The organism is Pseudomonas sp. K5002 (assembly GCF_013386655.1).
Lineage (GTDB): Bacteria > Pseudomonadota > Gammaproteobacteria > Pseudomonadales > Pseudomonadaceae > Aquipseudomonas.
In genome coordinates this window covers 1-6,096 of the sequence record NZ_JACARK010000602.1, presented here as the reverse complement: position 1 = coordinate 6,096, position 6,096 = coordinate 1, and the positions used below count along the sequence as shown (strand labels likewise).

The 6,096-nt window shown below is 61.2% G+C and carries 6 protein-coding genes and 1 pseudogene; all 7 read right to left on the bottom strand.

All coding sequences use genetic code 11. From position 1 onward, the window contains the following. A partial coding sequence (locus tag HX846_RS24490; RefSeq protein WP_178966250.1) for an aromatic amino acid lyase occupies positions 1–717 on the bottom strand: 717 nt, incomplete at its 3' end. Between the two features lie 114 nt (positions 718–831). After that, positions 832–2,355 (bottom strand): histidine ammonia-lyase, encoded by a 1,524-nt coding sequence (gene hutH / locus HX846_RS24485; protein ID WP_102367932.1) that lies wholly within the window; start codon positions 2,353–2,355, stop codon positions 832–834. A 146-nt stretch (positions 2,356–2,501) separates the two neighbouring features. Further along, positions 2,502–3,326 carry a glycine betaine/L-proline ABC transporter ATP-binding protein gene (locus HX846_RS24480; protein ID WP_003209262.1) on the bottom strand — a complete coding sequence of 275 codons (825 nt, stop codon included), beginning with the start codon at positions 3,324–3,326 and terminating at the stop codon, positions 2,502–2,504. Further along, entirely contained in the window at positions 3,323–4,174 is an 852-nt protein-coding gene (locus tag HX846_RS24475) for a proline/glycine betaine ABC transporter permease (protein ID WP_003209260.1), read from the bottom strand. Before HX846_RS24475 ends, HX846_RS24480 begins: the two co-directional genes overlap by 4 nt. Before the next feature lie 71 nt (positions 4,175–4,245). Beyond that, positions 4,246–4,393: pseudogene (locus HX846_RS24470) on the bottom strand (histidine ABC transporter substrate-binding protein); the annotation flags it as partial. Beyond that, the gene (locus tag HX846_RS24465) at positions 4,380–5,819 is read right to left on the bottom strand and encodes a cytosine permease (RefSeq protein WP_087692903.1); all 1,440 of its coding nucleotides are present in this window, start codon (positions 5,817–5,819) and stop codon (positions 4,380–4,382) included. The pseudogene HX846_RS24470 and the gene HX846_RS24465, both read right to left, overlap by 14 nt. Positions 5,820–5,961: 142 nt before the next feature. Then, a partial coding sequence (locus HX846_RS24460; protein ID WP_177008282.1) for a hypothetical protein occupies positions 5,962–6,096 on the bottom strand: 135 nt, incomplete at its 5' end.

The window sequence follows — 6,096 nt, the reverse complement described above, 5'->3', positions numbered from 1 at the left end:
GAACGGCGAGCGCGAACCCAGCACGGCTTCCACCGTCAGGGCGCCACAGGCCAGGGCACCGGCGAACAGATCTTCGCCCTCGAACAGCCCACGCAATGCATAAGCGGTGGAAACCTGGGTGCCGTTGAGCAGCGCCAGGCCTTCCTTGGCCGCCAGGGTCAGCGGCGTCAGGCCGGCAACTTTCAGCGCTTCGGTAGCTTCCAGCCATTCGCCTTTGTAGCGGGCCTTGCCTTCGCCCAGCAGCACCAGCGACATGTGGGCCAATGGTGCCAAGTCACCGGAGGCGCCCACCGAACCTTTCAGTGGAATGTGCGGGTAGACCTCGGCATTGATCAGGGCGATCAGCGCGTCGATGACCTGCCGGCGAATCCCGGAAAAGCCCCGGCTCAGGCTGTTGACCTTGAGCACCATGACCAGCCGTACCAGCGCATCGCTGATGGGCTCACCGACGCCGGCGGCGTGGGACAGCACCAGGGAACGCTGGAGGTTTTCCAGGTCTTCGCTGGCAATGCGGGTCGAGGCCAGCAGGCCGAAACCGGTGTTGATGCCGTAGGCGGTGCGGTTCTCGGCGAGAATCTGCTCCACACAGGCGACACTGGCTTCGATCTGGGCCGAGGCGCTGTCATCCAGACTGAGGGTTACCGGCTGCTGGTAGATGGCCCGCAGTTGGGCAAGGCTCAGTTGGCCTGGAATCAGGTTTAGCGCAGTCACATTCATGCTCCTTTTGAGAGTGTTGTTAACTACCAGTCGCTCCGGATGCTTCCGTTATCCGCCGCTGTGCTCTTTTAGAGGATCAGTCGGCTTGGCACGCTGGTTATTGTTGGGAAAAGGTCAGTGCAAATTCGGTAGCGTGCGTTGCAGTAAATCGGCGTCCTTGAGCAACGCGGCGGTGGCTGCGATGTCTGGCGCCAGCCAGCGGTCCTGGTCGTAGGCCGGGACGTGTTCGCGCAGTAAACGCCAGGCGGCATCGGTGCCGGCGCCGAAGCGTTGCTCCTGGAGGAACTCGAACGCCTGGGCCGCCAGCAAGTACTCGATGGCGAGGATCTGGGTGACGTTTTCCAGCACCGAATACAGCTTCAGCGCGGCGTTGGTGCCCATGCTCAGGTGGTCTTCCTGCAGGCCCGAGGTGACGAAGTTGTCGAGCACCGCCGGTTGCGCCAACTGGCGGTTTTGCCCGCACAGCGAGGCGGCGACGTACTGCACGATCATCATCCCGGAGTTGACCCCGGGGTTGCTCACCAGGAACGCCGGCAAACCACTGACGTGCGGGTTGATCAGACGGTCCAGGCGACGCTCGGCGATGGAGCCGATTTCGGCCATGGCGATGGCCAGCATGTCTGCCGCCAGGGCCACGGACTGCCCGTGGGGATTGGCCTGGGACACCACGCGGTAGCTGTCTGGCGTGCCGAGCACCAGCGGGTTATCGGTGGCACCGTTGAGTTCGGTTTCGATCTGCCGGGTGGCGTGTTCCAGTTGGTCGCGGGCCGCGCCGTGCACCTGGGGAATCGAACGGATGCTCAGGGCGTCCTGGGTACGAATGCCTTTGCTGCTGGCGATCACTTCGCTGCCGTCCAGCAACGCGCGCAGGTTGATGCCCACTTGCTGCATGCCCGGGTGCGGCTTGAGCGCGATGATTTCTTCGTCGAAGGCGTCGATTTGGCCGCGCTGGCCTTCGAAGCTCATGGCACCGATCACATCGGCCCATTGCAGCAGGCGGTGCGCATCGGCCAGGGCCAGGCTGCTGAGGCCGGTCATGCACGGCGTGCCGTTGACCAGGCACAGCCCGTCCTTGGCACCGAGCACTACCGGCTGCAAACCTTCTTCAGCCAGCGCCTGGTGTGCGGGAACGATACGACCCCGATAGCTGACGTCGCCGACGCCGAGCAAGGCGACGCCAATGTGCGCCATGTGGGTCAGGTAACCCACGGACCCCTGGGACGGCACTTGCGGCGTGATGCCATGGTTGAGCAGCCCCAGCAGCGAATGCACCACCTGCGGATGCAAGCCGGATTTGCCGTGGCTGTAGTTAATGATTGCCGCACAAATGATCGCGCGGGTTTGCTCCACACTCAGTGGCGCACCGACGCCGCAGGCATGGCTGAGCAGGGTATTGCGCGACAGCCGGCTCAGTTGTTCGTCCTTGAGCGACACGTTGCACAAGGCACCCAGGCCGGTGTTGATGCCGTAGGCGCGCTCGCCGCTGGTGACGATGCGCTGGACGATGGCCTGGGCATTGTCGATGCGAGCCCAGGCCTGGCCCGAGAGTTCGAGGATCGCACCGTGGCGAGCCACGGCGACCACGTCCTGCCAACGCATCGGGGCGTCGGCGATGATGATTTTTTCAGCCTGGGACATCGTTGACCTCTTCATGAAATTCGCAATTGTTGTGCAGCTTCACTGGCCTCATCGCAAGCGAGCCAGCTTCCACAGGGGAAACGCATTCCAAATGTGGGAGCTGGCTTGCCTGCGATAGCCTCAGCCAACCCACCACAAATACCGGATCAAACCACCGCCACCCGCCGCTGGACAAACCGGTTCACGTACTCATCCGCCGGTGAATGCAAAATCTCGCGGGGCGTGCCGACCTGGATCAGCTTGCCGTCCTTGAGGATCGCAATGCGGTTGCCGATGCGCACCGCCTCATCGAGGTCGTGGGTAATGAACACGATCGTCTTGTGCAGGGTCTTTTGCAGCTCCAATAACTGGTCTTGCATCTCGGCACGGATAAGCGGGTCGAGCGCACTGAACGCCTCGTCCATCAGGATGATGTCGGTGTCGGCCGCCAGCGCCCGGGCCAGGCCTACACGCTGACGCATGCCGCCGGAAAGTTGATGCGGGTATTTGTTTTCATAGCCCTTGAGGCCCACGGTTTCGATCCAGTGCAGCGCACGCTCGGCGCACACTTGCCTGGTTTCGCCACGCACTTTCAGGCCGTAGGCAACGTTGTCCAGCACACTCTTGTGAGGCAGCAGGCCAAAGCTCTGGAACACCATGCTGATCTTGTGTCGGCGGAATTGGCGCAAGGCTTCCATGTCCAGTTGCAGGATGTCTTCACCGTCCACCAGGATCGCACCGCTGGTAGGGTCGATCAGCCGGTTGAAGTGACGCACCAGGGTCGACTTGCCGGAACCCGACAGCCCCATGATCACGAAGATTTCACCGGTGTCGACGCTCAGGGACAGGTCGTTCACACCCACCACGCAACCAGTCTCGGCCAGCACCTCGTCCTTGCTCTTGCCCTGGCCAATCAACGCCAGTGCATCCTTGGAGCGGTTGCCGAAAATCTTGAATACGTTTTTGACTTCAATTTTGCTGACAGTAGTCATTTGCTCGCCTCATGCCGTGGACGACCATAGGCTTGCGTAATGCGGTCGATGACCACGGCAAGAATCACGATCGCCAGACCGGCTTCAAGGCCGCGTCCAACGTTGAGGGTCTGGATGCCCACCAGTACATCTTCACCCAGGCCACGGGCGCCGATCATCGAGGCGATCACCACCATCGACAGGGCCATCATGGTGGTCTGGTTGATCCCGGCCATGATGCTCGGCAGGGCCAGCGGCAGTTGCACGCCGAACAGTTGCTGCCAGCGGTTGGCACCGAAGGCGTTGATCGCTTCCATGACTTCACCGTCCACCTGGCGAATGCCCAGGTCGGTGAGACGAATCAGCGGCGGTGCGGCGTAGATCACCGTGGCGAAAATCGCCGGGACCTTGCCCAGGCCGAACAGCATCAACACCGGGATCAGGTACACGAAGCTGGGCATGGTCTGCATGATGTCCAGCAGCGGCATCAGCACCGAACGCAGGCGGTTGCTGCGGGCCGACAGAATCCCCAGGGGAATGCCGATCAGCACCGAAATCACCGTGGCCACCATCATCAGCGCCAGGGTTTGCATCAGTTTGTCCCACAGCCCGACCGCGCCCACCAGAAACAGCAGGCCGACGATCACGACGGTGGTGAACCACTTGCGAGTGGCATGCCAGGCAATACCGCCGACAATCAGCAACATCAACCACCAGGGCGCTGCGCGCAGCAAACCTTCCAGGTTAACGATGGCCCACAGCAACGTATCGGAGATGTGCCGGAACACATCGCCGTAGTTGGTCACCAGCGCATCGACCCAACTGTTGACCCAGTCGGCGATGGAAAACGTAAAACTCTCAGGAAACATAGTGTGCTCTCGATCCAGTGGATTGTGGCCGGGCGCCCGGTTGCCTGTGGCGGCAACCGGAAACGCTCAACCTACAAGGCCGCGTCGATTTTCTTGGCTGCGTTGTCGCTCACCATGCGTGCCAGAGTTCAGGATGTCCCTTGAGGAAAGTTTTCGCCAGTTTTGCTGTTTCAATTCGCTGTTTGTCATGCGTACCGGGTTCTGGTTAAGCAGGTTGAGCAGCGGCGCCCTGCACATCGGGCAGCACGAGGCGCTCAGGAATCGGGCTGTGCCATTTTTTCGCAGCCCAGTAGTACAACGCCGCCGGAACCACCAGCCCGATGATCCACGAGATATCGGTGTCGCCCAGGCTCGCGACCAGTGGGCCGGTGTAGAAATGCGTCGAGATGAACGGCATCTGAATCAGCACGCCGAACACGTAGATGCTGATGCCCATCAGGTTCCAGCGACCGTAGCGACCGTTGGGGTTGGACAGGGCCGGGATGTCATAGCGCTCTTTGGTGATGCAGTAGAAGTCCACCAGGTTGATCGCACTCCAGGGCGTGAAAAACGCCAGCAGGAACAGGATGAACGCGGAGAAATCCTTGAGGAACGAGTCCTTGCCCAGCAACGCCAGCGCGGCGGCAATCGACACCATCACGAAGATGTACAACAGCCGCGTGCCACTGCCGATATGCCGGCTGCCACGGAAACCACTGATGATTGTCGCGATCGACATGAAGCTGCCGTAGGCGTTGAGGGTGGTGACGGTGACCTTGCCGAAGGCGATGCTGAAATACAGCAGCGCCGCGACGATCCCGGTGCCGCCCAGGCCGACGATAAACGACACTTCGTGGTGAGCGAATTGCGAGCCTGCCAGGGCTGCCGCAAACACACCGAACACCATCGAAGCCTGCGCGCCGATCACCGAACCGAGGCCCACGGCCCAGAAGGTTTTCGAGGCCTGCGTACTGCGCGGCAGGTAGCGCGAGTAGTCCGCCACATACGGGCCGAACGCAATCTGCCAGGACGCCGAGAGGGAAATCGCCAGCAGGAAACTGCTGAGGGAAAAATGCTTGTTGCCCAGCAACGCACCGATGTCGTTACCGGCCAGCAGCCTGTAGAACAGGTACACGAAGGCAACCACCCCCAGCACGCTGGCGATGCGACCGATGCCGTGGATCACCCGGTAGCCGAAGATCGTAAACACCATGATCAGCCCCGCGAACAATACGATGCCGACCCAGTCTTCAACGTGAAGCAACTGCGCCACCGCCTGCCCCGCCAGCAATGAGCCGCTGGCAGAAAAACCGATGTACATCAGGCACACCAGCACCAGGGGAATCACCGCGCCATACACGCCGAACTGCACGCGGCTGGAGATCATCTGCGGCAAGCCCAGTTGCGGGCCTTGCGCCGCATGCAGGGCCATGACGCCACCGCCCAGCAGTTGACCGATCAACAGACCGATCAACGACCAGAACACATCACCGCCCAGCACCACGGCCAGGGCCCCGGTGACGATCGCAGTGATTTGCAGGTTGGCACCCAACCACAGGGTGAACTGACTCAATAGACGGCCGTGTCTTTCCGCTTCCGGGATGTAGTCGATCGAACGCCTTTCGATCAACGGGGTGGTGCTTGCACGAGCGTCTTTTACTGCCATTTATGTTCAACCTCTGATGGATTGTTTTTGGGTGAAACGCAGATCACATGTGGGAGCGGGCTTGCTCGCGAAAGCGATGGGTCAGCTAACGACTTCAGTGACTGATACACCGCATTCGCGAGCAAGCCCGCTCCCACATTAGTTATTTGATCATCGGGAGATTGAGGCCCTGCTCTTTGGCGCAATCGATAGCGATCTGGTAGCCCGCATCCGCATGACGCATCACGCCGGTCGCCGGGTCGTTGTGCAGCACGCGAGCGATACGCTCGGCGGCTTC